Source organism: Stenotrophomonas sp. GD04054, assembly GCF_029836955.1.
In the GTDB taxonomy this organism is placed as follows: Bacteria; Pseudomonadota; Gammaproteobacteria; order Xanthomonadales; family Xanthomonadaceae; genus Stenotrophomonas; species Stenotrophomonas maltophilia_A.
The window spans coordinates 59596-80709 of sequence record NZ_JAOECR010000006.1; the positions used below are offsets into that span (position 1 = coordinate 59596).

The following is a 21114-nucleotide window of genomic DNA, read 5'->3' on the forward strand; positions in this document are numbered from 1 at the left end:
CGACTCATCGCGCGAAGCGCGACGGTTCACCCATGGCAGGTGACGTGCATTTACAACGCGCGATACACCCGCTCCGCCGCATCGAACACATTGCCCGGCGCGAACTGCTCGCCCAGGTAATGCAGCGACTGCCGGCGCAGTTGCGGCGAGCGCTCCTCACCATCGCTGCCCAGCAGCACCTGCTGGAACTCGATCAGGTCCTGCAGGATGCGCCAGTGCCGGTACCAGGCGATCCAGCGCGGGTCGCCGCGGTCGCTGCCGTAGCCGTCCTCGAAGCCCAGCGGATTCTCGCGCCCCCAGCGCCCGCCAACCGCCGCACCGATGAACATCAGGTCGCGCTCGCGCGGTGCCAGCGACAGGCCATCCCAATCAATCAGGTGCAGCCCACCGTCATTGCCCATCAGCAGGTTGCCGGCATGCAGATCGGTGTGGCACAGATGCAGGTCTACCGGCACGTCCTGCAAGGCCGCGAGCAGTTCCCGTGCCTGTGCATGCAGCGCTGTGATGCGCGCGTGCTGCTGGTCCCATACCGAAACGAATGCGCGGCCCAGCCCGTCCTTCGCGGCCGCCAGGCCCTCGCCGGCCAGCCATTGCCCAACGGTCTCCAGCGCCGCCGTTTCAAGCCGCACGATCGGCAACGCCTGCTGCAGTTCCGGTGGCAGCTGCGCGCCGTGCAGGCGCCGCAGCACCTCACCCAGCCGTTTCCACTGCGTGCGGCTCAACGCTGCCTCGAACCCGGACTGGCCTTCCACATAAGGGAACAGGGTGAACTGCAATCCCCAACGTTGCACCGACGCACCACCGGTCAGTGCCGGCCACGGCGCGACGATCTCATCGATACCCAACGTGCCGCGCATCCAGTGCAGGCTGTCCCACACCGATGGGTCGACCTGGTAGGTGCGGCATTTCAACCACCACTGCCCGTGCCGCGCATCGACGCGATACACGCTGGCATTGGCGTCGGCGCCCACCGGGCGTGGCACCACGGCGGTCGGGGTGATGCCATAGGATTGTTGCAGGACTTCGCCGAGATGCTGCGCCGAAGCGAATGACATGGATGCAAGCGGAAAGTGTTACCTGCCGCCACTATCGCAGATGCGCTCGCCACGACACAGACATGTCCGTCACAACATCGCCTCGGCACGACCAAAGAACTAGCCTGCAATACGGCGCATCACCGCCTCCAGTGGACCGCGCGCGAACTGCCATGACCACAGCCACGCCGCAGCGGTCGCCAGCATCAGGAACAGCAGCGCCCACAACAGCACCGACGCGAGCGAGGCACTGCCATCAAGCAGGCCCAGGCTTTCCAGCGTGCCCATGCCCAGCAGGATGTGACCCACGTACAGGGTCAGGGTCATGCGCCCGGCCGCGGTGAACGGCTCCAGCCAGTCGCCCGGATGTACCCGTGCCAGCCACAGGCAGGCGGCGATGACACTGCAGGCCGCGCCCGCACCAGTAAGCACGTAGGCGGGTCCCGGCGGCATCGGCTGCGTTCCCAGCCACGCCTGCCAGAGCGTTCCCTGTGCGAGCTGCTGCATGCCATGTCCAGCCGCGATCAGCAACAGGCCCAGCACCAGCAATGCATGCTGCACCCGAGGCTGCGACAACTGAAGGCGCGCCAGCAGCATGCCCAGCAGGAAGAAGCACAGCCACGGCATCAACGGGTGGAAGCCATTGAACAGCAGGTTGCGGGCCGCGCCCGGCCATTGCCACAGACCGGTGTATTCCAGCGTCTGCCAGTTCCATCCCTGGCTGTAATCCCAATGCAGCAACGCCCAGAACGAACAGGCCGCCAGGCCCACGATGCTGGCCAGCAACACCCGCGGCGAGGCACGCAGCCACACCACGGCCAGCGCGAAATACACCGCGTAGTAGTGCAGGATATCGGCCGGGAACAGGGTCAGGTTGAGCAGGCCCAGCACCATCAGGAACAGCGCGCGCCTCCAGGTCTGCACGCTGGCCGGCCACCAAGCCTGCCGCTGCGTGGCCAGCACCAGGCCAAGACCGGCCAGGGTGACGAACGTCGCCGAAGCCTTGCCTTCCAGCAGATGGAAGAACCCTGCCAGCCAACCCTCACCCTCTGCCGGCACGGCCATCGCCAGACGGAAATTCACCAGCACCATGCCGGCCAGTGCCAGGTAGCGTGCCAGATCCAGGCCGTGCAGCCGCCGGTCCACGGCGCTCATGCGCGCGCCCCGAGCAGCAGCGCGAGCAGGCCAAGATCCAGCGATGCTTCATCGGTGCCCTCGGCTTCGCCCAGCCCCCGACGCAGTGCGTCGCTTTCGATGGCATCCAGCAGCACCTGCGCCTGCAGTGCCGGCGCCAGTACGGGACGCCGACGTTCGCGCTGTGCCATCTGCTGCAGGGCTTCGGCCAGCGTCGCCTGCAATTGCCTGCGATTGGCCGCGAAGGCCTCGGCCACGGCCGGATTGCGTGCGCTCTCGGCCAGCACCTCCACCGCAAGTGTTGCCCATTCCGGCTGCCGGCACAGCGCATGGAAGTCCTGCAGGAAGGCCATCACCTGTGTGCGTTCGCCATCGGACGCGGCCAGTCGCTGCAGCAACGGTGCCAGTTCTTCGCTCTCGGCCACCGCCACCGCCAGGATGATCGCTTCCTTGCCCGGGAAGTGGTTGTAGAGATTGCCCAGGCTGACACTGGCCGCCTGTGCGATGTCACGCATGCTGGTCTGGTGGAACCCCTTGGCGAGGAAGCACCGCAGGGCCGCCTGCAGGATCAGGGTCACGCGCTGCTCATTGCGGTCGATTCGGTTCATGCCACAAATGGTGAACGAACGTTCGTCCAATTTAAATACGTCGACCTGGCCACCATCGGGCTCCGTTCAGCCAGCCTTGACCTCAACTGCGGTTGAGGCCCGATGCTGCGCGGCCTGTCCCACGCTCAACCCGGAGTTCCTGCATGCCACGGATGATCACCACCCTGCTCGACAGCCGCGTGCTGTGGCTCCTCGCGCGGCTGTTGCTGGCCGTGGTATTCCTGTCCTCGGGCCTGGCCAAGCTGCTGGCGTGGGACAACAGCGTGGCCGAAATGCAGGCCGCCGGATTGCAACCGCCTGTGCTGTTCAACATCGCCAGCGCCGTGGTGCTGCTGGGCGGCGCAGTGTGCCTGCTGCTCGATCGCCTGCTCTGGCTGGGCAGCGGCGCGCTGGCGGTGTTCATGCTGCTGACCATCGTCATCGTGCATACCTTCTGGAACAAGCACGGCGCCGAACAGCAGCTGGCCCTGTTCTTCGCGCTGGAACACCTGAGCGTGGTCGGTGGCCTGATCTGCGCGGCCATCGCCAGCCATGCGCGGGCTCAGAAGAACTCGTCGAGCAACCGGTAGAACGCCAGCCGGCGCTCGTCGGCCACCGCGCCGTAGCGTTGGAACAACGGCGCGACCCAACGCGTGTCGCCGAAGTTGTGGACCAGGCTGCGCGCGGCCAGCGCCAGATCCTGGTAGCGGTCGGCCACACCCAGCCGGCCACAGTCGATGAAACCACTGAAGCGGCCCTCGACCACCATCAGATTCGGCAGGCACGCATCGCCATGGCTGACCACCAGGTCTTCATGGTCGGGCCGGGTGCTGCACAGTTCGGCGAAGACCTGCTGCGGACTCTGCCCCAGGCGTTCGTCATCGAAATCATCGGCATCCACCAGGCCCGCTTCAACGCGGGCCTGCGCAACCTGCACGCGCGACGCCAGTCGCTGGTCGAACGGACACGCTGCCACCGGCAACGCATGCAGCCCGCGTAGCGCGTCGGCCAGCAGCTCCACCAGCTGCTGCGGCGCGAGCTCCGGCGACGAGGCCAGGTCGCGGCCAGGCAGCGCGCTCATCAGCAACCAGCGCCGGCCCGCCTCTTCGGCAGTGGCAATCACCGTTGGCACCGGTTGTCCCTGTGCCTGCAGCCAACGCAGGCGTGCGGTCTCATCGCCCAGCTCACTGAAGGCGTCGATCACTTCCGACTTCAGGAAAGCATCGGCCTGGCCCGGCCGATGCACGCGGGCAACATCCGCACGCGACACACCGATCGATTGCCGCTCGATGCGCGCATCGGCCAATGCGTCCTGCCACGCCCACGGCAGCGGCATGTCATCAGTGATGGATTCGGGTGCTTCCATGCCGAGGTGTTCCTGTTGCCGGTGACCCCACGGATTCTCGCTCATCCTGCATGGACCGCAGCCAACAACAACGCGGAAAGGTACATGCCCAGGCCGAACACACTGTGCGCCACCAGGCTGCGCAGGCGCGCCTTGCCCGGCGCCGGGGTCTTTGAAGCGGCAATGCCCGCGCCCATGCCCGGCTGCAGGATGAGGAACGGTGCGGCGACGCTGAGGATGCCGAAGGCCAGCGCCGGCCACAGTGTCGGCGCCTGCACCCAACCGTTCCCCACTACGGCCAGCAGCAACGCGGCGAAGACCACACCGATCACGTAATGCGCGGTCCAACCCAGCGCGCGCTCGCCACTGACCGCTGCCGAGCGGCCGATGCCATCGTGGCGGAAGCGCCCGCGCGACAGATGCCCCAGCCAGCGGCCCACCATCGCGAAATCCAGCGAGGGAATGCCGAGCAGCCGCCGCTGCACCAGCGCCCACAGGTCCATCACTGCGGTCGCTCCCACGCCGACTACCACCGAATCCATCACGAATGTCGCCAGGCCAGCCATATCGCACACATTCAATTATTTGCTTGAATGATAGAGCGATGCTAGCGTGCGCCGCATGAACGCTGCAACAGAGCCACCGCTCTCACCGCTGGAAGCCTTGGCCGAGATCGCCCGCACGCTCGGCCATGCCCATCGCCTGGCCCTGCTGGAGCACATCGCCCAGGGCGAGCGCGCCGTGGAACGCCTGGCCGAACTGACCGGGTTGTCTGTGGCCAATACCTCCCAGCATCTGCAGCAGCTGCGCCGTGCTGGCCTGGTTCAGACCCGACGGGATGGCAAGCGCATCCTCTACCGCAGTGGTGAGGGTCCGCTGGGCAACCTGCTGGCCGCGCTGCGCGACTATGCCGACCACCAGCGCAGCGAGATGCACGGCGTGATCCACGACAGCCTGCAGCGCCGCGATGCTCTGGAAGGCCTGACTGTCGAGCAGTTGCTGGAACAACGCAGCAGCGTGGTGCTGCTGGATGTGCGGCCGCGTGAGGAATTCGATCTGGGACACCTGCCCGGCGCGCTGAACATTCCCGTTACGGAACTGCGTGCACGGATGGACGAACTGCCGCGTGCCGTCCACATTGTCGCGTACTGCCGCGGTCCCTACTGCGTGCTGTCCAACGATGCGGTGGCGATGCTGCGCGAGGCCGGACTGACCGCGCAGCGGCTCGCCGCCGGTTACCCCGAATGGAAGGCCGCCGGCCTGCAGGTGGACCTGCCCCGGCACTGAGCGAGACACCGGTCATGGATGATGTGTTTGCCCCGTTGATCGATGCGACCTGGCGCAGCGTGTTCTCCGGGCAGCGCATGCTGCAGGATGATCCACTGCTGCAGTTGGCGTGCAGCGATGATTTCGATGAGGGCGAGGACGGCATGCTGCTGCAGCCGGTCACGGGCCCCGCGCGCGCACTGCTGCGCCCGGCCCTGGCCGCTCGCCTGCAACTGCACGCGCAACCGCACTGGACGCTCCCGCAGCTGCAACTGCGCCTGCAGCAGCTCGGCCAGCGCACGCATGGCGCGGATCGCGTCTTCTACTTCCCCGCCGCAGAACTTGCGGCCCTGGCCGAGCGCCCTGCACCGCCACATATCCGCCGTCTTGGCCCGGCCGACGCAGCCGCGTTCGACGGGTTCCAGGCCAGCGCGAGCGAGGAGGATCTGGATGCCGCCTGGGTCGAGCTGGACCACTGGCAGGTGTTCGGCGCCTTCGATGGCGAGCGGCTGGTTGCCGCGGGAAGCATGTACCCGTGGAGCCTGGATCCGGCCCTGGCCGACATGGGCGTGCTGACCCTGCCCGAAGCCCGCGGTCGCGGGCACGCGCGCCAGCTGGTACACGCCATGGCCGTGTCCGCGCGGGCGGCCGGGCTGCAGCCGCAGTACCGTTGCCAGCTCGACAACACCGCCTCGATCATTACCGCCGAACGCAGCGGCCTGCGTGCGTTCGCCGATTGGGACACCGTTCTGGCGGTCGACTGAGGCCGCCGCAGTACAACAAGGAAGCAACATGAAATTGATGGTCATCGGCGCCAGCAGGGGCCTCGGTCGGGCGTTCGTGGAAGGCCTGTGCAGTGCAGGCGACACCGTCATCGGCGTTTCACGCAACCGACCGCGCGATATTGAATGCCCCGAGGGCGTCACCCTGCAGTGGATCGAAGCCGATCTGTCCCAGCCGACCGTGGCTGCCGACCACATCGCAGCACAGGCACCTGCCGATCTGGATGTGCTGATCCACAACCTGGGCATCTGGGAACAGACCGCCTTCAGCGACGAGTACGCCTTCCTCGACGAAACCGATGCCGCGCTCACCCAACTGGTCGACGTCAACATCACCGCCACCCTGGTGCTGCTGCAGCGCCTTCTGCCGCGGGTGCTGGGCGCGCCACGCCCGCAGCTGGTGCTGACCGGCTCGACCTCGGCACTGCCACGCAGCGGCCGCCCGGAAGTGGCGTTCGGCGCATCCAAGTTCGCGCTCAACGGTATCGCCGATGCACTGCGCGAGGGCTTCCGCGATCGCCGCCTGGCGGTGACCAGCCTGCAGCTGGGCTACCTCAACACCGACGATGCACTTTCAGTGCCGGTGGCCGAGGCCGCAGCGCGCGGCGACGGCGAGCTGGTGCCGGTGCACGACGTCGTTGCGATGGTGCGCGCGTTGCTGCAGCTGTCACCGTCCGGCTTCGTGCGCGAACTGGTGCTGCCGGCCATCGCCGACCCGCGCTACTGACCGACTCTGCGCAGGCCAGGCTCGACCTCTTCGCGCAACAGGTACCCAAGCACGATGGCGGTCAGCACGGTCGCCATCGCCAGGACAAACAGCTGGCCACGGACGGACTCCATGTATGCCTGGGCCAGCGCCGTTCTCGAAACGCCGGGCAATGCCTCCACCGCTCCGCCAAGGTCGCCCATGGACAGCCGGTGCACAGCTGCACGGGCCACGACGCCGGCTTCCAGCGCTACGCTCCCGCCAATCCGGGCAGAAAGCATGATGCCGACAAGTGCGAGGGCAATGGAATCGCCTGCCAGTCGCATTGCGTTGAAGATGCCCGCGGCCATGCCTGCCTGCTCTTTGCCAACCACGCTGACCGCCAGGCCATCCATGATCCCCCAAGGCAGACCGATGCCGATCCCGATGACCAGCATCGGCATCCAGCGCACCGAAGGTAGCTGGAACACCTGGGCCAGCCATGCCAGCCCAAGCGCGCCGATCAACAGGCCCGCACAGCACAGCGTCCGCGCCGGAATCCAGCGCAGCAGGTAACCGGCAACCAGGGGCACAACCAGCAAGGGTGCAGACAGTGCTGCCATCGCCAGTCCAGCCTCGGTGGGCCGCAGTCCTTCAACACCGATGAACCCCGCCGGCAGCACCACCAGAAGGACGACGTACGAGAACGCAGGCGCGGCGGCGAGAATCTGCACGCCGACAAAGCGCCGGTTGCGGAACAGCCCGAGATCCAGCAGCGGTGTTCGATGGGAGCGCTCGACGGCAATGAACGCGGCCAGCAACACCATCGAGAGCGCCAGCGATACCAGCGTCTGCGGATGCAACAGGCCGCGTTCCGGCAGCACGATCATGGCGTAGGTGAGAGACCCAAGCGCCAGCATGAAGGTGACGGCGCCCAGCCAATCCAGGCGTGGCGAACCGGTGCTCTTCGATTCGACGGATGACAGGGCGACCAACGGTACGGTCAGGGTGGCCAGCAACGCAGGCAGGAAGAACACCCATTCCCAGCCCAGCGCATCGATCAATCCGCCTGCCAGCAGCGGACCGCCTGCAGCTCCTGCACCAAAGGTGGTGCCGATCAGGCTGAACACCCTGGCCCGCGCCTGGCCGTCGAACACCTGCGCCAGCGACGCCATCGCACCGGCGAACGCAGCCGACGCCGCCATCCCCTGAAGCAGTCGCAGTGCATTGATCCACGCCACATCGGGCATCAAGGGGATCAGGCCGGTGACCAGCGCAAACGACGCGCCGCCCAGAAGCCAGATCCGGCGCCTGCCATGCAGATCGGCCAGCCCACCGGCCACCAGCGTGGTGCAGCCGTAGGTCAACAGATAAGCGTTGATGATCCAGGACAACGCCGCAGGCGAACCGCCCAGCGCGTCCCGGATGGCGGGAATGCCAACGGCGGGGCTGGCAATGCTCAACGGAATGGTGAGCGCCGTCAGGCAGCCCGCCAGCGCCACTCCAAAGCGTGATGATCCGGCCGTCTCAGCAGAAGCAACTGACATGTCGATGAAACTCCAGCGTGGCGAGGCGCCACCGCATTGATGCTAGCGACGACGCTATCGCCTAAGAATCCATCGTTGCGTCCGTGCTTTAATGACAGGAACGTCATCAATGGCCATGTCATGGACAGCTTTGCCGGTCTCAGCCTCTTCGTTCTGGTCGCCGAGGCACGCAGCTTCGCGGCCGCAGCACGACAGCGTGGCATCACCCCTTCGGCGGCAAGCAAGACCATCGCCCGGCTGGAAGAGCGCCTGGGCGCCCGCCTGCTGAATCGCAATACCCGCAGCGTCAGCCTGACTGCCGAAGGCGAGCAGTTCCTTGAACGCTGCCGTCGCATCATGATCGAGGTCGCCGCAGCGGAGCGCGAGCTGACCGACGCCCAGGCCGCGCCCAGCGGTCGCTTGAAGGTCGGTCTTCCACTCGCCAGCGGACTGATGCTGCCGGTGCTATCGGCCTTTGCGCACCGCTTCCCGGCCATCGAACTCGACCTGCACTTCAGCGACCGTCTTGTCGATGTCATCGAGGAGGGCTTCGACGCCGTTGTCCGCACGGGCAACCCCGCCGACTCCAGGCTGCGCGGCCGCAGCCTCGGCAGTGCCCGCCTGCTCTGTGTGGGCGCCCCTGCGTACTTCGCCAAGCGCGGCACGCCACAGCACCCGGATGATCTGAGCGGCCACGCGTGCCTCCTCCATCGCTTTCCCGGCACCGGCCTGATCGAACGTTGGCCGCTGCCCACGCATGAGGGAGGCACTGAGCCACGGCTGACTGCCGCAATGACCGCCAATCATCTTGAGACGATCCTGCACATGGCCATTGATGGCCATGGCATTGCGTGCCTGCCCGACTTCGCCACGCGTGATGCGCTGGACCGCGGTGAACTCGTCAGCGTCCTGGACCCATGGAGCACCGAGCGCAGCACCTTCTGGGCCCTCTGGCCAAGCCATCGCCATCAGCAACCGCGTGTACGCGCGTTTGTCGATTTCATGGCCGACCACCTCCTGCCCGAACCCAGCCAGTGCAATTGAACCTGCGCCCTGCTGCGACTACGCTGCTCGTCACTGGCCGTCGGTCACAGGCGGGAACCTGCTATGGATGCGCTTTCACGGGTCTCGGCCCAGGTCCTGGACAGCGCCCTGCCCAGCCTGCCGCTGTACCTGCTGCAGGCCACGGCGGTGATCGGCATGATCGGCGTGCTGCTGATCGCCACCCGCCGCGCCGGCCATGCCATTGAAGGCCGTCGCCTGTATGTCGGCGTGGCGCTGGGCCTGATCTACCTGTTCAATTCCTGGTTCGTGGCCCGTTACACCCAGGGTGTGGTCAAGCTGCACCTCGGCTTCGACATCCTGCTGGTCAGTGGCCTGCTGGGCGGTTGGCACGGCGGCCTGACCTGCCTGGCCGCCAGCCTGCTGGCGCGCTACCAGTTTGCCGGCACCCAGTATTTCCTGCCGGCCGGCCTCGAGGCCACGCTGCAGATGCTGGCCGGCGTCTGGCTGCGCAGGCGCCTGCACCCGCGCATGCTCAATGAGCTCTCGCTGCGCGTGATCCTGCAGGCCTGGAGCGTGCGTATCGCCGTCACTGCGTTGGGCCTGGCACTGGGCGTCGCAATCATCGGCGCCAATCAGCTGCCCGTGGAGGAGTTGGCAATCCAGCGGCTGCTGGCACTGCCACTATCGCTGCTGATGCTCGGCGCGGTGTTCGCGCTGGTCTACAACGATGCGCAGATCGATGCACAGCGTCAGCGCGAACAGGCCTGGCTGCGCATCGATCCGATCAGTGGCCTGCCCAACATGCGTGCACTTGGCGAACGCCTGCAGCATTACTGGCGCGACAACGACGGCATCGGCAAGGCCTGCCTGATCGTGGCCGAGATGGGCAACCTGCGCGATCTGCGCCTGCGCTACGGGCCGCTGCAGGACAACGGCCTGTGGCAGCGCGACAGCACCGACGAGGTGCATCGGCTGCTGCCCTCGCTGCCAGCCGGGCAGCTGGAGATCTACCAGTTCGGCGATGCCGCGCTGGCGATCCTGGTGCGCGACCTGACCTTGTTCGAACTGCGCACGCAGCCGCAGATCACTGAGCTGGCCAGCAACCTGGCCGATCGGGTCGGCCGCGATTGGCCCGGCTTCCGGCCGCTGTTCCGCTGTGCGGTGGTCGAACTGAAGCCCCCCGCCGATGCCGACGAAGGACATCTTCCGTTCCGCGCGATCACCGTGGCGCTGAGTGCGATCGAATCCGGCGTCGTGTTCTTCGACGACCCGATCCAGCGCGACAGCGAGATCGACGCCCTGATCGAAGTCGCCCTCGAACGCTGGCTGCAGCAGGGAGATGCCCCCCTGTGCTACCAGCCCAAGCATCGTCTGCAGGATCGCCAGCTGGTCGGCGCCGAAGCACTGCTGCGCATGCGCGACGGCGAGGGCCGGCTGATCGCGCCGATGCGGGTGATCTCGCTGCTGCGCCGGCAGGGGCGGTTGGCTGAACTGGAATGGGCCACGCTGCAGTCGGCCATCCATTTCCTGCAGCAGTGCCGACGCGATGGCTCGCAGCTGAAGATCGCCGTGAACGTTTCGGCCGAGTCACTGCGCCTGCCCGACTTCGGCCTGCGCCTGCAGGAATTGCTGGCACTGCACGATGTGCCCGGCGTGATGCTGCGCCTGGAGATCGTCGAATGGACCGAGATCGTCGAGCGCGACGTGGTCGATGCCAACATCGCACAGCTGCTGGCGGCGGAGGTCACGCTGTCACTGGATGATTTCGGTGCCGGCTATTCAACCCTGATCCTGCTCTCGCAGCTGGCCATCGCCGAGGTCAAGATCGAGCAGGCGTTGATTGCCACGCTGTCCGACGCCAAGTCGCAGTCGATCGTTCGCTTCATCGTCGAAGTCGCGCACCGCTGCGGCGCCATCGTGGTGGCCGAGGGTACCGAAACCCTCGCGCAGGAACAGCAACTGCGCGCACTGGGTGTGGATGTCGGCCAGGGCTATCTGTACTCGGCCGCGCTGCCGGCCGACGAGTTCCGCCGCTTCGCCGCCAGCTAGACCGCGTAGTAACCCAGGAACATCGCCACCGCCGATTCGGCCACGCGTGCGCGCTCCTGTTCGTTCAACGGCGCCTGCCCCATCGTCACCTGCGGCCAGAATGCAAAGCTCTTCACCAGGCCGTGCAGCTGGTGGCCGGCGAACTCCGGATCGACCTGGCGCAGCCGGCCATCGGCGATTGCCGCGCGGATCCACGCACTCTCACCGCTTTCCTTCTCGCCCATGCGGCAGACGATGGCCTGCGCACGTTCCGGCGAATGGATGATCTCGGCCATTGCCACCCGTGCCAGGTCGATGAAGTTGGCATCGCTGAGCAGTTCCAGCTTCTGCCCCAGCAGCTGCATCAGCTGGGCCTGCAGCGGCTGATCGGCGCGGTACGGCAGTGCGTCGCTGGCCACGCTGCGCTCCCACAGCTCCTCCAGGATCATCGAGAACAACGCTTCCTTGCTCGGGAAGTGGTTGTAGACGGTGCGCTTGGAGACCCCGGCCACCTCGGCGATGCGGTCCATGCTGGTCGCCTCGTAGCCCGACGCGCGGAACTCCTCCACCGCTGCACGCACGATGGCTTCGCGTTTGCGGTCGGTCAGGCGTTGCGGGGCACGGGACATGGCAGGAACCAGATAACTGAACGGACGCCACCATTTTACACCCAGCAGTGTACTTTTGAAAAACACGAAACTACACTGTGCAGTGTACCCAGCGGACGTCACCCATGAAGCGCCTGCTCCTTGTCCTTTTGCTTGGAATCCTCGCCGTGACCGCCTACACCTTCTGCAAGTCCTGGTCCCTCCCTGACTTCCCCGATTCGCCGCAGTACCGCGACGGCAAGTTCCGCAATGCCCTGCCGCGTCCGGCGATGGGCCTGCGCGATGCCGCGGAGATCTGGTGGACGTTCCTGTTCAACAAGCCCAAGGGCACCGTGCCCGCCCACCCCATTCCGGTGCTGCCGCTGGACCGCGCCACCCTGGACGCCGCGCCTGATCGCAGCCTGTTCCGGCTCGGGCATTCCACGATCCTGCTGAAGCTGCGTGGCCAATACTGGCTGACCGATCCGGTGTTCTCCGAGCGCGCTTCGCCGGTACAGTGGCTGGGCCCGGCGCGCTTCCACGCACCGCCGATCAGCATCGACGAACTGCCGCCGATCGCCGGCGTGATCCTCTCGCACAACCATTACGACCACCTGGACCATGCCGCGGTGATGCAGCTGGCCGGCAAGACCGCACGCTTCATCGCACCGCTGGGTGTGGGCGACCAGTTGATTGCGTGGGGCGTGGACGCCAGCAGGGTCGAACAGCTGGACTGGTGGCAATCGACCGAGGCCAGTGGCCTGCGCCTGACCGCCACCCCGGGCCAGCATTTCTCCGGCCGCGGTCTGGGCGACAGCGATCGCAGCCTGTGGGCGTCATGGGTGATCCAGGACGGCGACTTCCGCATCTTCTTCAGCGGCGACACCGGCTACTTCGACGGCTTCAAGGCCATCGGCGAGAAGTACGGTCCGTTCGACCTGACCATGATCGAAACCGGTGCCTACGACCCGCGCTGGGCCTTCGTGCACATGCAGCCCGAGCAGACCCTGCAGGCGCACCTGGACCTGCGCGGCAAGTGGCTGCTGCCGATCCACAACGGCACCTTCGATCTGGCGCTGCACGCCTGGCAGCAACCGTTCGAGCGCATCACTGCATTGGCTGGCGCAAAGAACGTGCCGGTGGCCACGCCGATGATGGGCGAAGCACTGGACATGCAGGCGCCGCAGGCGGGTACACGCTGGTGGGAGACGGTGGAGCTGTAATGGAGGATGCCGCTTGACCTGCCGGAAGCCATGTAGAGCCGAGCCATGCTCGGCTGCGCCTACCCGAACGGCAGCCGAGCGTAGGCTCGGCTCTACGCAGAAACGGCCTGCGCCGCTGCAGTGCGTCATGTAACCGATTACATCCCTTGCTAGCGTAGCGCTCGCCCGATTCTGGTCGAACCTGCGAGGCTGTCCGTAATGACGTTGCGCGCCGAACGCTCCAAGGTCTCCCGCTCAGCTATCCCATGGCGATCTGCCACTGCCCTGCTGTTGGCCGCGCTGGCCTTCAGCGCACAGGCACAGACGCTGCCACCACGCAGCCAATGGCAGGCCAGCGCGTCCTCGCAGCAGGTACCGGCGATGGCGATCAGCCACCTGATCGACGGCGCCCCCAAGACCGTCACCGGCGGCGCCTTCAGTCCGGGCCACTGGTTCCAGATCGATCTGGGTGCACCGACGATGCTGGCCGGCGCACGCCTCACCTGGGATGTCTCCAACCCGGAAGGCTATTCGCTGCAGACCTCGCTGGACGGCACACAGTGGCAGACCGCGTACACCATGGCCGATTCGCTGGGCGACGTGGAAACGCTGTACTTCGCGCCACGCCAGGCGCGCTACCTGCGGTTGGCCAGCCCGCAGCGCACGTCCGACTGGGGCGTGTCGATTTTCGAGATGGAGCCACTGGACAGCACGCTCAGCGCACGCATCAGCGGTGTCGATGCAACGCAGGCGGCGGCGCTCTGGCAAGGCGGTGGCACCGTCGCGGTTCCAGCCGGAAAAGGTGGATCCCATACGCTCGAGATCATGCTGCCTCGCGCCCAGTCCACGGCCGGTCTCGCGGTCGACTGGGCCGATGGCGGGCGCGGCGCCGCCCGCTTGCAGGCGCAGGACGCACAGGGCCGATGGCAGGACCTCGCGCACGATGCACAGGCGGCCAGCCATCGGCAGAGTTGGCTGGCTGCTGACACGGCACACCCTCTACGTGCATTCCGCCTGGCCGTGGACGGCGCTGCCCCGCAGATCGCGCGCCTGCGCCTGCTTGGCCCGAAAGCCGTGATGACGCCGATGAAGCGCTACCAGATTGCCGCCAGCGGTGCGCAACGTGCCTTGTTCCCCGCCTCGCTGCAGATGCAGCAGACCTACTGGACCGCCGTGGGTGTGCACGCGGGCCGGCAGAAATCGATCTTCGACGAATACGGCAACCTGGAAGCGTTCAAGGGTGCGCCGCTGGTGCAGCCGCTCTGGCGAAGCGCCGACGGGCGTGCTGCAGGTGCCGCCGGTCAGCCCGTACAGCACGCCCTGCGCGATGGCTGGAAGCCTATGCCTTCGGCCACCTGGTCGCCGCAGCCTGGGCTGGAGCTGCGCAGTGAGGTGTTCGCCATCGAGCGCGATGGCCAGCCGGTGACCTTCCTCCGCCATCGACTGCACAACACCGGCAGCACCGCGATCGACGGCACGCTGACCCTGGCGGTACGACCGATGCAGATGAACCCGCCATGGCAGAACGGTGGGCTGTCGCCGATCCGCGAGGTCGCCGTCGAAGCCAACACGGTGCGCGTGAACGGCCGCACGCTGCTGCGCTCGCTCACGCCGGTGGCTGCGTCCGGCGTTGCGCCGTTCGGAAAGGACGGCACAACGGAGATCACCGCGGACATCGCTGCCGGCGAACTGCCTTCCTCGCAGCAGGCACGTGACGAGCAAGGACTGGCCGCAGCCGCATTGAGCTACCGGATCCGCCTCGCGCCCGGTGCCAGCGATGCGGTGGTCGTCGCGTTCCCACTCGGCACCGCCGCCGCCGATGCCAATGGCGTGCTGCCCGAAGCGCCTGCGCTTGACCTGGCCACGCTGCCCCGTGATGCCAATGCGGCGTTCGAGACGCTGGCTACGCAGGCGTCCGCAGATTGGCAGGCCCGGCTCGGCCAGGTCGGCCTGCGCCTGCCCGACCCCTCGCTGGTCGACATGCTGCGCGCGCAGGCCGCCTACATGCTGATCAACCAGACCGGCCCGGCCATGCAGCCTGGTCCGCGCAACTACAACCGCTCCTTCATCCGCGATGGCATGGCCACCTCGGCGGTGCTGCTGCGCATGGGCGAAGCCCGCGTCGCGCGTGATTACCTGGCCTGGTACAGCACGCACGGTGTGCATGCCAACGGACTGGTTTCGCCGATCCTCAACGACGATGGCAGCGTCAACACCGGCTTCGGCTCGGACATCGAGTACGACAGCCAGGGCCAGTACGTGGCACTGGTGGCCGATGTCGCCCGCCTCGATGGCGGGCCCGAGTCGGTGCGTGACTACCTGCCGAAAGTGAAAGCAGCACTGCGCTTCCTGCAGGAACTGCGCGAGCGCACGCTGGTGCCCGGTTACAAGGCCGACCAATCGGCGCCGGAACGCTTCGCGGGCATTCTTGCGCCGTCGATCAGCCATGAGGGCTATCCGTCGCCCACCCACAGCTATTGGGATGACTACTGGGGAGTGAAGGGCTGGCACGACGGCGCGTGGCTGGCAGAGGCACTTGGCGACCATGAAACCGCCCGTTGGGCGCGCGAACAGTACAAGCTGCTGTACGACGCATTGCATGCCTCGATCCGGGCGACGATGGCGTGGAAGGGCATCGACTTCATTCCGTCCTCGGCGGATCTGGGCGATGGTGATCCCACCGGCGTTTCGATTGCATTGGACCCCACCGGTGCGCAGAGCGTGCTGCCGGCAGATGCATTGCGGACCACCTTCGCCCGCTATCTGGAGGGCGTTCGCAAGCGCAGCCAGCCCGGGGCGCTGTATGCCTACACCCCGTACGAGATCCGCAACGTGCTGAGCTATGTGCACCTGGGCCAGCCGCAGGCGGCCGACGAGCTGCTACAGGGGCTGCTGCATGATCGGCGCCCGCTTGAGTGGCAGGTGCTGGCCGAGGTCGTGCATTCGCGGTTGCGCTTCCCGCGCTACCTGGGCGACATGCCGCATACCTGGATCGGTGCCGAATACGGCCGCACGCTGTTCGGCATGTTGATGCGCGAGGACGATGACGCGTTGTCATTGCTGCCGGGCACGCCGCCGTCTTGGGTGGCCGGGGATGGGTTGGCGGTGGAACGCCTGCCGACCGCGTATGGCACGCTGCAGATGCAGGCGCGGCAGCGCGACGGGCTGCTGACAGTGGTGATTGGCGAGGGGCTGCGCAAGGACACCGCCGTGCGCATGTGGTGGCCGAACCGGACCGCGCCGAAGTCTGTGCGCGTGGATGGACGCAGCGTTTCCGACTTCGATGCCGAGGGCGTGCGCCTCGCGAAACCGTTCAAGACGCTGGAGGCGCGTTGGTAGAGTCGAGCTTGCTCGACTGCATTTCGCCGATCACCATGCGCCAGTCGAGCAAGCTCGACTCTACAGGGGCGCGCCGGCCATGCCCGGCGTCAGAGCGTCGGCAGCCCTGGCGGGTTGGTCTGCGACTGCGGCACAGCTTCCTCGGTCACATTCCATCGCTTCAGCGCCTGCGCGTAGGTGCCGCTGCCGATCTGGGTGTTCAGTGCCTGCGTCACCGCATCAGCCAGGCCGCTGCCCTTGCGCGTGGTCACCGAGATCGCCGCGGCGTTCGGCCAGCCACCGGGGAACAGGCCCACACGCCGTACCTTGCCATCGCGTGCGGAATAGGCGCCGGTGGCATTCGGTTCGAACGACACATCGGCGCGCCCGGTGATCACCGCCAACCGCCCAACCACGGCGTCATCGAAGTACTGGTACTCCACCGGCTTCAAGCCAGCGGCGATGTTCTGCTGGTCCCACTGTCGCAGGATCTGGTCCTGGTTGGTGCTGGCACCGACCACTACCTTCAGCCCGGCTACGTCGGCCGGCTTTTCGATCTTCTGGATCGGCCCATCACTGCGCGTATAGATGCCGAGCAGGTCGTAGCGGTAACTGGAGAAATCGAACTTCTTCTTGCGCTCCTCGGTCACCGTCACGTTCGACAGCACCGCATCGTACTTGCCTGATTCCAACCCCAACGGCCAGTCCGCCCACGCCACCGGCACGATCACCAGCTTCAGGCCCAACCCATCGGCAATCAGCCGTGCGATGTCCGGCTCGATGCCGACCACGTCCTTGCTGTCGGCACCATAGTCGGCCAGCGGCAGCTGCCCCGGATGGGTGGCCACGGTGAACGTACCAGGCGTGACAAAGCGATAGTCGGCCGGAATCAACGCCTGCGCCTTCGGATCGAGCGTGCCCTTCAGGATTGCGGTGTTCGCACCCGCCAGGCTGGTTGCGGCCACGGTGCCGGCATCCGGTGCCTGACGCACGCGCGAATAGACGATGCCGGCGATGCCGATGACCAGCACACCCACGATCAACAGGGTGCTGCGTGAGGGGCGACGCGGTGCTGCAGGGCTCATGGTCTTCCTTCCGGGGTTACAGGGTCTTGGCCAGGAAATCGGCGGTGCGTTGCTGGCGCGGGCGCTCGAACAGCGCCTCGGGCGTGCCCTGCTCGATCACCCGGCCCTGGTCCATCATCACCACGTGGTCAGCCACCCGACGGGCGAAGCTCAGCTCATGGGTGACGATCACCAGCGTGGTGCCGGAACGGGCCAGCTCCTCGATCACGCTAAGCACTTCGGCCACCAGCTCCGGGTCCAGTGCCGAGGTCGGTTCGTCGAACAGCAGCACCTTCGGTTGCAGGGCCAGCGCACGAGCAATCGCGATGCGCTGCTGCTGGCCGCCGGACAGCTGGCGCGGGAAGGCATCTGCCTTGTCGGCCAGGCCGACTCGGTCCAGCAGCGTGCGCGCCTGCTGCTCGGCCTGCGCCCGCGGCACGCCGCGCACCGCGATCGGCGCCTCGATGATGTTCTCCAGCGCGGTCAGATGCGGGAACAGGTTGAAGCCCTGGAACACCATGCCCACTTCCGCACGACGGCGGCGGATCTCGCGTTCGGGCAGCTCGTACAGGGTGTCGCCATCGCGGCGGTAGCCGATCAGCTGCCCGCCGACGGTCACGTAACCGCTGTCGGCACGTTCCAGGTGGTTGATCAGCCGCAGCAACGTGGACTTGCCAGCGCCGGACGGGCCGATCAGCACCGTCACGCTGCCAGCGCGCAGGTCCAGGTTCACGTCTTCCAGCACCGGCTGGTCGCCGAACACTTTGCCCACACCGTGCAGCGACACCGATGCCCCCTCACCCGCCTCAACCTGCGCGGCAATGCGCGGGCGATTGACCACGCGCGGTGCAGCCTCACCTGTGGCGCGCGTCGGTGACGAGACACGCGATACCGAACGCTCGCGCTGCAGTTGGCCGCGCGCAAAGCGCTGCTCCACGCGCCGCTGCAGCAGCGACAACACGGTCAGGATCACCAGGTACCAGACCGTGGCCACCATCAGCAGCGGCACCACTTCCAGGTTGCGCCGGTAGATCACCTGCACGGTGTAGAACAGCTCCGGCAGCGCCAGCACGTAGACCACCGAGGTGCTCTTGGCCAGGCCAATCACATCGTTGAACGCGGCCGGCAGGATCGAACGCATCGCCTGTGGCAGGATGATGCGGCGCACCTGGCGACCACGCGGCAGGCCAAGCGCGGCCGCAGCTTCGTACTGGCCGTGGTCGACCGAAAGAATGCCGCCACGGATCACCTCAGCCGAGAACGCGGCTTGGTTCAAGGTCAGGCCCAGCACTGCTGCGGTGAACACACCGATCAGCTGCGTGGTCGGGTACGAGAACAGGCTGATGCCGGTAAACGGCACGCCCAGCTCGATGGTGCTGTAAAGGTAGCCCAGGTTGTTCAACAACAACAACAGCACCAGCAGCGGGATCGACCGGAACAGCCACACATAGCCCCACGACACCGCCGACAGCAGTGGCGAGCCGGACACGCGGGCCAACGCCAGCAAGGTACCCAGCGCGAATCCCAGTCCGGTACCCAGTGCGGTCAGCAGCAGTGTGCGACCCAGGCCTTCCAGCACCGGGCGTGCGAAGAACCATTCGGCGAAGGTGCCCCAACCCCAGCGCGGATTGCCCAACACTGATTGCAGCCCGATCAGGATCAGCGCCAACGCCAGAAGGGTTCCGACCACCTGTAGTGGATGCCGGGCCGGCACGATCTTCAACGCCGGGGTTGGCGCCGGGCGTGTGGCAATTCCATCCAGCGCGGTCGAAGGCGTGCTCATGCGTGGGCTCCGTGCAGCACGGCCTGTGATGGCACGGCGGCTGGCGCCGATACGCCCAGGTGCTTCTCGAACGGCAAGTGGGCGATGGATTCCGGATCGGCCTCCAGATCGAACAGCGCGGTGTAGCCGTGGCTGAGGTACAGGCCGACGGCTTCAGGCTGGCGGAAGCCGGTGGTCAGGAACACCCGTCGGTAACCCTGGCGCGCCGCCTGGTCCTCCAGTTCCTGCAGTACACGCCGCGCGATGCCCTGGCGGCGCAGGCCCGGCAGCGTCCAGATGCGCTTGAACTCGGCGGTGTCCGGATCGCGGTGCGGCATGAAGGCACCGCCGGAGATCGCCACACCATCGCGCAGCAGCAACACGAACGCCCCTACCGGCGCCGCGAACGCCTGCGCCGGGTAGCGCTGCAGTTCCTCGCGGGCGCTGCCGCCGATGCGTCGACGCACGTCGGCGTAGCGGCTGTCGTACTCCTGCTCCAGGCCATCGAACAGCGGCCGCGCCAGTGGATCATCCACCGAGGTGTAGAGGAAGCGTTCGTTGCTGCTCATGCCACGTCCTTCACCAGATAGTCTTCAGCCAGCCGCGCCCACAGGCTGGCGGCGGGTGCGATGGCGGCGTCGTTGAATACATAGCGCGGGCTGTGCAGCGGTGCGCTGTCGCCGTTGCCGACGAACACGAAACTGCCCGGCCGCGCCTGCAGCAGGAAGGCGAAATCCTCGCTGGCCGTGCGTGGCGCGAACTCCGGCACCAGCTGCTCGCTGCCGAAGCCCTGCACGGCCACGTCGCGGATGTAGGCGGTCTGCTGCGGGTGGTTGATCACGCTCGGGAAGCCACGCGGGAACTCGACCTCCGCGCGCGCGCCGAACGCGGCGGCGGTCTGCTCGGCGACCTCGGTAACACGGCGCCGCAGGGTGTCACGTACCTCGGGCAGGTAGGCGCGCACGGTCAGCTTCAGCTCCACTACGTCTGGAATCACATTGGCGGCCTGCCCGCCGTGGATCGAACCGACGGTGACCACGCCCATCTGCCGTGGATCCACATTGCGCGAGACAACGCTTTGCAGCGCGGTGACGATATGCGCCGCCGCCAGGATCGGGTCGACACTGCCCTGAGGCTCGGCGCCATGACCGCCCTTGCCGATCACCTTCAGCCGCGCCCAGTCCACCGATGCCATCGCCGGGCCATCGACGAAGCCGAAGTGGCCGACAGGCACGCCCGGCCAGTTGTGCAGGCCATAGATCGCATCCACCGGGAAGCGTTCGAACAGGCCGTCGGCGATCATCTTCGAGGCCCCCGAACCGGTTTCCTCGGCCGGCTGGAACACCAACTGCAGGGTGCCGTCGATGCGGCCATGATGGGCCAGGTAGTGCGCCGCGGACAGCAGGATGGCGGTATGCCCATCGTGGCCACAGGCATGCATCAGCCCCTCGGTCTGGCTGGCGTAGGCCAGCCCGGAATCCTCGTGGATCGGCAGTGCATCGATGTCGGCGCGCAGGCCGAGGCGACGGCTGCCCTGCCCGCGCTGCAGCGTACCGACCACGCCGGTGCCGCCGAGGCCGGTGGTGACCTCATAGCCCCACTGCTGCAACAGCTCGGCCACGCGGGCGCTGGTGCGGTGCTCCTCGAAAGCCAGCTCCGGGTGCCGATGCAGGTCATGGCGGATCGCGATGGCCGCCTCGGCGCGTGCCGCGATTTCCGGCAGCACGCCAGTCGTTAGGGAATTCCGCCGGGCATGGCCCGGTGCTGCCGCGCTTTCTCCGCTCATCGC

The 21114-nt window shown here is 66.9% G+C and carries 19 protein-coding genes; 8 read left to right on the plus strand and 11 right to left on the minus strand.

The genetic code is table 11. The features are described 5' to 3' along the window. Window positions 1-50: 50 nt before the first annotated feature. The 3 genes from N7573_RS05500 to N7573_RS05510 all read right to left on the minus strand — a co-directional run bounded on the left by N7573_RS05500 (window position 51) and on the right by N7573_RS05510 (window position 2776). Complete coding sequence (locus N7573_RS05500; protein ID WP_279912070.1) at window positions 51-1055, minus strand: aminoglycoside phosphotransferase family protein; 1005 nt, start codon at window positions 1053-1055, stop codon at window positions 51-53. A gap of 99 nt (window positions 1056-1154) precedes the next feature. Next, window positions 1155-2189 carry a heparan-alpha-glucosaminide N-acetyltransferase domain-containing protein gene (locus N7573_RS05505; RefSeq protein WP_279912069.1) on the minus strand — a complete coding sequence of 345 codons (1035 nt, stop codon included), beginning with the start codon at window positions 2187-2189 and terminating at the stop codon, window positions 1155-1157. Continuing rightward, entirely contained in the window at window positions 2186-2776 is a 591-nt protein-coding gene (locus N7573_RS05510) for a TetR/AcrR family transcriptional regulator (protein ID WP_279912068.1), read from the minus strand. The genes N7573_RS05505 and N7573_RS05510 overlap by 4 nt, the downstream gene beginning before the upstream one ends. A 143-nt stretch (window positions 2777-2919) precedes the next feature. Here N7573_RS05510 and N7573_RS05515 point away from each other — a divergent pair, with 143 nt between their 5' ends. Further along, entirely contained in the window at window positions 2920-3345 is a 426-nt protein-coding gene (locus N7573_RS05515) for a DoxX family protein (protein WP_262094838.1), read from the plus strand. On the opposite strand, the gene N7573_RS05520 is transcribed toward N7573_RS05515, so the two are convergent. Beyond that, on the minus strand, window positions 3318-4121 hold the full coding sequence (locus tag N7573_RS05520) for an APH(3')-II family aminoglycoside O-phosphotransferase (RefSeq protein WP_262094839.1): 804 nt from the start codon (window positions 4119-4121) through the stop codon (window positions 3318-3320). The genes N7573_RS05515 and N7573_RS05520 overlap by 28 nt on opposite strands. Before the next feature lie 41 nt (window positions 4122-4162). Beyond that, a complete protein-coding gene (locus N7573_RS05525) occupies window positions 4163-4666 on the minus strand; it encodes a DUF2938 domain-containing protein (RefSeq protein WP_343238859.1) in 504 nt (167 codons plus the stop codon). A gap of 55 nt (window positions 4667-4721) precedes the next feature. On the opposite strand from N7573_RS05525, the gene N7573_RS05530 reads away from it, so the two are divergent. Genes N7573_RS05530 through N7573_RS05540 form a run of 3 tightly spaced genes read left to right on the plus strand, consistent with a single transcriptional unit; the run spans window position 4722 to window position 6875 of the window. Then, on the plus strand, window positions 4722-5387 hold the full coding sequence (locus N7573_RS05530) for a metalloregulator ArsR/SmtB family transcription factor (RefSeq protein ID WP_032129739.1): 666 nt from the start codon (window positions 4722-4724) through the stop codon (window positions 5385-5387). A gap of 14 nt (window positions 5388-5401) precedes the next feature. Continuing rightward, the gene (locus tag N7573_RS05535; RefSeq protein WP_279912066.1) at window positions 5402-6130 is read left to right on the plus strand and encodes a GNAT family N-acetyltransferase; all 729 of its coding nucleotides are present in this window, start codon (window positions 5402-5404) and stop codon (window positions 6128-6130) included. Between the two features lie 28 nt (window positions 6131-6158). Then, the gene (locus N7573_RS05540) at window positions 6159-6875 is read left to right on the plus strand and encodes an SDR family oxidoreductase (protein WP_071228927.1); all 717 of its coding nucleotides are present in this window, start codon (window positions 6159-6161) and stop codon (window positions 6873-6875) included. Here the strand turns inward: N7573_RS05540 and N7573_RS05545 are convergent. Beyond that, entirely contained in the window at window positions 6869-8335 is a 1467-nt protein-coding gene (locus N7573_RS05545) for an MFS transporter (protein WP_279912065.1), read from the minus strand. The genes N7573_RS05540 and N7573_RS05545 overlap by 7 nt on opposite strands. A 165-nt stretch (window positions 8336-8500) precedes the next feature. Between N7573_RS05545 and N7573_RS05550 the strand changes: the two genes are divergently transcribed. After that, window positions 8501-9403, plus strand: coding sequence for a LysR substrate-binding domain-containing protein (locus N7573_RS05550; protein ID WP_279912064.1), 903 nt, complete (start codon window positions 8501-8503; stop codon window positions 9401-9403). A gap of 63 nt (window positions 9404-9466) precedes the next feature. Further along, the gene (locus N7573_RS05555) at window positions 9467-11413 is read left to right on the plus strand and encodes an EAL domain-containing protein (RefSeq protein WP_279912063.1); all 1947 of its coding nucleotides are present in this window, start codon (window positions 9467-9469) and stop codon (window positions 11411-11413) included. Here N7573_RS05555 and N7573_RS05560 read toward each other — a convergent pair. Next, the gene (locus tag N7573_RS05560; RefSeq protein ID WP_049398557.1) at window positions 11410-12021 is read right to left on the minus strand and encodes a TetR/AcrR family transcriptional regulator; all 612 of its coding nucleotides are present in this window, start codon (window positions 12019-12021) and stop codon (window positions 11410-11412) included. The two genes, N7573_RS05555 and N7573_RS05560, sit on opposite strands and share 4 nt — an antisense overlap. Window positions 12022-12125: 104 nt before the next feature. On the opposite strand from N7573_RS05560, the gene N7573_RS05565 reads away from it, so the two are divergent. Further along, entirely contained in the window at window positions 12126-13202 is a 1077-nt protein-coding gene (locus N7573_RS05565; RefSeq protein WP_279912062.1) for an MBL fold metallo-hydrolase, read from the plus strand. 198 nt (window positions 13203-13400) lie between these two features. Then, complete coding sequence (locus N7573_RS05570; protein ID WP_279943092.1) at window positions 13401-16520, plus strand: discoidin domain-containing protein; 3120 nt, start codon at window positions 13401-13403, stop codon at window positions 16518-16520. Between the two features lie 89 nt (window positions 16521-16609). On the opposite strand, the gene N7573_RS05575 is transcribed toward N7573_RS05570, so the two are convergent. The 4 genes from N7573_RS05575 to N7573_RS05590 are packed head-to-tail and all read right to left on the minus strand — an operon-like array spanning window position 16610 to window position 21111. Continuing rightward, the gene (locus N7573_RS05575; protein WP_279943093.1) at window positions 16610-17584 is read right to left on the minus strand and encodes an ABC transporter substrate-binding protein; all 975 of its coding nucleotides are present in this window, start codon (window positions 17582-17584) and stop codon (window positions 16610-16612) included. Between the two features lie 16 nt (window positions 17585-17600). After that, window positions 17601-19346, minus strand: a complete 1746-nt coding sequence (locus N7573_RS05580; protein ID WP_279912633.1) for an amino acid ABC transporter permease/ATP-binding protein — start codon at window positions 19344-19346, stop codon at window positions 17601-17603. After that, window positions 19343-19894 carry a GNAT family N-acetyltransferase gene (locus tag N7573_RS05585; protein WP_279912632.1) on the minus strand — a complete coding sequence of 184 codons (552 nt, stop codon included), beginning with the start codon at window positions 19892-19894 and terminating at the stop codon, window positions 19343-19345. The genes N7573_RS05580 and N7573_RS05585 overlap by 4 nt, the downstream gene beginning before the upstream one ends. Then, window positions 19891-21111, minus strand: a complete 1221-nt coding sequence (locus tag N7573_RS05590; RefSeq protein WP_279912631.1) for a M20 family metallopeptidase — start codon at window positions 21109-21111, stop codon at window positions 19891-19893. The genes N7573_RS05585 and N7573_RS05590 overlap by 4 nt, the downstream gene beginning before the upstream one ends. Window positions 21112-21114 lie beyond the last annotated feature (3 nt).

Coding starts and splice junctions, on each gene's coding strand:
- N7573_RS05500 (WP_279912070.1), bottom strand. CDS start 1,055: ATGTCATTCGCTTCGGCGCAGCATCTCGGCGAAGTCCTGCAACAATCC.
- N7573_RS05505 (WP_279912069.1), bottom strand. CDS start 2,189: ATGAGCGCCGTGGACCGGCGGCTGCACGGCCTGGATCTGGCACGCTAC.
- N7573_RS05510 (WP_279912068.1), bottom strand. CDS start 2,776: ATGAACCGAATCGACCGCAATGAGCAGCGCGTGACCCTGATCCTGCAG.
- N7573_RS05515 (WP_262094838.1), top strand. CDS start 2,920: ATGCCACGGATGATCACCACCCTGCTCGACAGCCGCGTGCTGTGGCTC.
- N7573_RS05520 (WP_262094839.1), bottom strand. CDS start 4,121: ATGGAAGCACCCGAATCCATCACTGATGACATGCCGCTGCCGTGGGCG.
- N7573_RS05525 (WP_343238859.1), bottom strand. CDS start 4,666: ATGGCTGGCCTGGCGACATTCGTGATGGATTCGGTGGTAGTCGGCGTG.
- N7573_RS05530 (WP_032129739.1), top strand. CDS start 4,722: ATGAACGCTGCAACAGAGCCACCGCTCTCACCGCTGGAAGCCTTGGCC.
- N7573_RS05535 (WP_279912066.1), top strand. CDS start 5,402: ATGGATGATGTGTTTGCCCCGTTGATCGATGCGACCTGGCGCAGCGTG.
- N7573_RS05540 (WP_071228927.1), top strand. CDS start 6,159: ATGAAATTGATGGTCATCGGCGCCAGCAGGGGCCTCGGTCGGGCGTTC.
- N7573_RS05550 (WP_279912064.1), top strand. CDS start 8,501: ATGGACAGCTTTGCCGGTCTCAGCCTCTTCGTTCTGGTCGCCGAGGCA.
- N7573_RS05555 (WP_279912063.1), top strand. CDS start 9,467: ATGGATGCGCTTTCACGGGTCTCGGCCCAGGTCCTGGACAGCGCCCTG.
- N7573_RS05560 (WP_049398557.1), bottom strand. CDS start 12,021: ATGTCCCGTGCCCCGCAACGCCTGACCGACCGCAAACGCGAAGCCATC.
- N7573_RS05565 (WP_279912062.1), top strand. CDS start 12,126: ATGAAGCGCCTGCTCCTTGTCCTTTTGCTTGGAATCCTCGCCGTGACC.
- N7573_RS05570 (WP_279943092.1), top strand. CDS start 13,401: ATGACGTTGCGCGCCGAACGCTCCAAGGTCTCCCGCTCAGCTATCCCA.
- N7573_RS05575 (WP_279943093.1), bottom strand. CDS start 17,584: ATGAGCCCTGCAGCACCGCGTCGCCCCTCACGCAGCACCCTGTTGATC.
- N7573_RS05580 (WP_279912633.1), bottom strand. CDS start 19,346: ATGAGCACGCCTTCGACCGCGCTGGATGGAATTGCCACACGCCCGGCG.
- N7573_RS05585 (WP_279912632.1), bottom strand. CDS start 19,894: ATGAGCAGCAACGAACGCTTCCTCTACACCTCGGTGGATGATCCACTG.
- N7573_RS05590 (WP_279912631.1), bottom strand. CDS start 21,111: ATGAGCGGAGAAAGCGCGGCAGCACCGGGCCATGCCCGGCGGAATTCC.